This is a genomic window from Roseivivax sp. CAU 1761 (assembly GCF_054482755.1).
On record NZ_JBTLRM010000064.1, the window covers coordinates 1 to 3,850 of the forward strand.

4 protein-coding genes and 1 pseudogene are annotated in these 3,850 nt (G+C 73.4%); all 5 read right to left on the minus strand.

Annotated elements, in window-relative coordinates; all coding sequences use genetic code 11:
* Positions 1-377 (minus strand): annotated as a pseudogene (locus ACXYMW_RS19620) (SPOR domain-containing protein); the annotation flags it as partial.
* A 69-nt stretch (positions 378-446) separates the two neighbouring features.
* The gene (upp, locus tag ACXYMW_RS19625) at positions 447-1,079 is read right to left on the minus strand and encodes a uracil phosphoribosyltransferase (protein ID WP_459037019.1); all 633 of its coding nucleotides are present in this window, start codon (positions 1,077-1,079) and stop codon (positions 447-449) included.
* Positions 1,076-2,104 carry an adenosine deaminase gene (locus tag ACXYMW_RS19630; RefSeq protein ID WP_459037020.1) on the minus strand — a complete coding sequence of 343 codons (1,029 nt, stop codon included), beginning with the start codon at positions 2,102-2,104 and terminating at the stop codon, positions 1,076-1,078. Before ACXYMW_RS19630 ends, upp begins: the two co-directional genes overlap by 4 nt.
* A complete protein-coding gene (locus tag ACXYMW_RS19635) occupies positions 2,101-3,315 on the minus strand; it encodes a phosphopentomutase (RefSeq protein ID WP_459037021.1) in 1,215 nt (404 codons plus the stop codon). Before ACXYMW_RS19635 ends, ACXYMW_RS19630 begins: the two co-directional genes overlap by 4 nt.
* Positions 3,316-3,451: 136 nt before the next feature.
* Positions 3,452-3,850, minus strand: a 399-nt coding sequence (locus tag ACXYMW_RS19640; protein WP_459037022.1) for a GcrA family cell cycle regulator, incomplete at its 5' end; no start/stop codon positions are given.

Below are 3,850 nucleotides of genomic sequence, written 5' to 3' on the forward strand. Positions count from 1 at the left end.
GCGGCCGCGGCCACCGGCGGCGGCCCGGACGGACGCTCGGGCCGGGCGACGGCGCGCGGCACGGTCTCGGGCGCGATGCGCTCCACGCCCTCGGCCCGCGCGGCGTCGCCGGGGCCGCTCTCCGGTGCGCTCTCGGCCAGGTCGGTGGGTGGCGCGCCGCAGAGATGCTGGCGCGACCGCGTCATCCGCGGCACCCAGGTCACGGCGCCGTCGATCCCGGCGCGCACGTATACGCAGCCGCGGCTGTCGACATATTGCCGCCCCTCGTAATCCTCGGGCGGGAGCTCCGCCGGGATGTCCGTTCCCGCTGGCTGCGCCATCGCGGGCGCGGCTCCGAGGCAGAGCAGCGTCGCGGTCAGTAGGATCGTCGCTTTCATGTCCGTCCCCGGCCTGATGTCGCGGTCAGGATGCAACGACCCCTTGCGTGAGTAAAGCGCGCTCCCGCTTCATTTGGTGCCGAACATCCGGTCCCCGGCATCGCCGAGGCCCGGCACGATATAGCCCCGCTCGTCGAGATGGCTATCCAGCGCGGCGGTCACCACCGGCACGTCGGGATGGGCCTCGCGCATCCGCGCCACGCCCTCGGGCGAGGCCAGCAGGCACAGGAAGCGGATGTTGGTGGCGCCGGCCTTCTTCAGCAGGTCGATCGCCGCGACCGAGGAATTGCCGGTGGCCAGCATCGGGTCGACGGCGATCACCAGCCGGTCGCCCAGCCCTTCGGGCACCTTGAAGTAGTACTGCACCGGCTGCAGCGTTTCCTCGTCGCGGTAGAGCCCGACGAAGCCGACCCGCGCCGCCGGCACCAGCTCGAGCACGCCGTCGAGCAGCCCGTTGCCGGCCCGCAGGATCGAGATCAGCGCCAGCTTCTTGCCCTCGACCACCGGCGCCTGCATCTCGCAGAGCGGGGTGTCGATGGTCTCGGTGGTCATCGGCAGCTCGCGGGTGATCTCGTAGGCCAGGAGCTGGCTGATCTCGCGCAGGAGCCGCCGGAACGACGCCGTGGACGTGTCCTTCTTGCGCATGATCGTCAGCTTGTGCTGGATCAGGGGATGATCGACTACGGTCAGGTGCTCGGTCATGGGGCGTCGTCCAGTCGTTTCTTCAGGGCATCTTTGGTGGCGGCGTCGCAGAACGCGGCGTCGAGCGCGGTGCGGTTGAGGTCGCGGAAGACCGACGCGTCCCAGCCGAAGGTCCGCGCGAGGCCGCGGTACTCCGCCGCCATGTCGGTGTGGAAGAAGGGCGGATCGTCGGTCGAGACGGTGACCTTGACCCCGGCCGCGCGCAGCCGGGCGATCGGGTGCCGGGCGAGATCCGGCACCACGCCCAGCGCCACGTTGGAGCCCGGGCAGACCTCGAGCGTCACGCCCTCCTCGGCCAGCCGCTCCAGCAGCGCCGGATCCTCGGCGGCGCGCACGCCGTGGCCCACCCGGCTGACCCGCAGCACGTCGAGTGCCTCGGCCACCTCGGCGGGCCCGCGCCATTCGCCGGCATGGGTGGTCAGCGCCAGCCCGGCCTCGCGCGCGGCGTCGAAGGACCAGGCGAAATCCTTTTGCCGGCCGGCATTCTCGTTGCCGCCCATGCCGAAGCCCACGATCCAGTCGCCGGCGGTCTCGGCAGCGCAGAGCGCCGAGCGCTTGGCGCGGTCGGGGCCGAAATGGCGGATGCAGGTCACCACGCCGCGCAGCACGATGCCGAAATCGCGCTCGGCAGCGTCCGCGGCCTCGCGGATCGCTGCCAGATAGTCGCGCCAGGCCGCCACGTCACCGCCGCCGCAGAATTCCGGCGACAGGAAGCTTTCGCTGTAGATCACGCCGCGCGCCGCGCTTTCCTCGAGCAGCGCGCGGGTCAACCGGGCGAAATCCTCCGGGCTCTGCAGCACGCCGGTCGCCGCCTCGTAGACCTGCAGGAAATGCGCGAAGCCCTCGAAGGCGTAGCTGCCGTCGCGCCGGAAGATGCGGCTCAGATCGACATGCTTCTCGGCCGCCAGGCGGCGGATGAACTCGGGCGGCGCGGCGCCCTCGTGGTGCAGGTGCAGCTCCAGCTTCGGCAGCGCCGCGATCGCCTCGATCGCGTCCTCGTCGAGGGGCTCGTTCTCGTCTCTCACAGGAAGCTCCGTCCGGGGCCTTCGGCCGGCACGCCGAGATGCGCCGCCACCGAGGCCGCCACGTCGGCAAAGGCCAGATGGCCGTAGGCGGCCGCGCCCTGGCCCGCGGTCAAGACCGGCACGCGTTCGCGGGTATGATCGGTGCCGTGCCAGGTCGGGTCGTTGCCGTGATCGGCGGTCAGCACCAGCAGATCGCCCGGCCGCAGCCGCGGCAGCACCTGCGCGCCGATCTCGCGGTCGAACCATTCCAGCGCCCGGGCATAGCCCGAGACGTCGCGGCGATGCCCCCAGAGCGAGTCGAACTCGACGAAATTGGCGAAGACCAGCCCGCCCGCGGGCGCGGTCTCCACCAGCGCGCCGAGATGCGCCATCAGCTCCGCGTCGCTGCCCTTGTGCTGCGCATCGATGCCCTGCATCGAGAAGATGTCGCCGATCTTGCCGACCCCGGTGACCCGGCCGCCGGCCCGCTGCACCCAGTCGGTGAGCACCGGGCGCGGCGGCGCGATGGCGTAGTCGCGGCGGTTGCCGGTGCGGCGGAAATCGCCCGGGGACCCCAGGAAGGGCCGCGCGATCACCCGCCCCACGCGCCGTTCGTGCAGCATCGGCGCCAGATCGGCGCAGAGCCGCAGCAGCCGGTCGAGCCCGAACGCCTCCTCGTGGGCGGCGATCTGGAAGACGCTGTCGGCGGAGGTGTAGCAGATCGGCCAGCCGGTCTCGAGATGGGCGGCGCCGAACCGGTCGAGCATCACCGTGCCCGAACCGTGGCAATTGCCGAGGATGTCCTCGGTGCCGGCGAGGCGGCAGACGGCGCGGGTGATGTCCTCGGGAAAGGCCGGGTCGGCCTTGGGGAAATAGTGCCAGTCGAAGGGCACCGGCAGGCCGGCGAGCTCCCAGTGCCCCGACGGCGTGTCCTTGCCGCGCGAGCTTTCGGTGGCCGCGCCCCAGCCGCCCTGGGGCCGGGTGCCGAGACCCGGCGGGCAGGTCCCGCTGGCCAGTTCCGCCGCCCGGCCGAGGCCCAGCGCGTCGAGCACCGGCATCCGGAGCGGCCCGGTGCGGCCATCCTCGGCGCGGCCCTCGGCGCAGGCCCGCGCGATATGGCCCACCGTGTCGGCGCCGGTATCGGGCCGGCCGTCATTGAAGTAGGAAGCGGCGTCCGGCGCGCCGCCGATCCCCACCGAATCCATCACCACGAGGAAGGCGCGGCGGCTCATCGCGCGCCCTGCCCCGCCCGGGGGCCCGGCGCCGGCGCCCGGGACCGGATGCGCGTGCCGGCCTGCGGCGCCGCGGCGGCCCCGTCACGGCCGGCGCGCGCCGCAGGCGGGGCGGCGTCCGGGGCCACCGGGCCGCTCACCGCCGGCGGTCGCGGCGCGAGCTCATCGGCTGGAAGGCCACGCCGACATGCGCCTCGCAATAGGGCTTGCCCTGCTGCACCGGCAGGCCGCAGAACCAGAACTCCTCGGTCGCGGGGTCGCCGACGGGCCATTTGCAGGTCCGCTCGGTCAGCTCCATCAGGCTGAGCTTCTTGGCCTTCTTCTCGATCTCGGAGACCTTGGCGAGCGCCTCGGGGCTGATCTCGTTGGCCGAGGGCTGCGGCGGCAGCGGCTGGCCGGCCGGCACGATGCGCGCCCGCGGCGACGGCGCGGCGGGCCGCGCCTCGGCGGCGGGCTCGGGCGTGGCAGCGGCGGCCGCCGGTTCGGGCTCCGCCGCGGCGCGCGGCTTGGCCTCGGCGCAGCCCGCGGCGGGCGC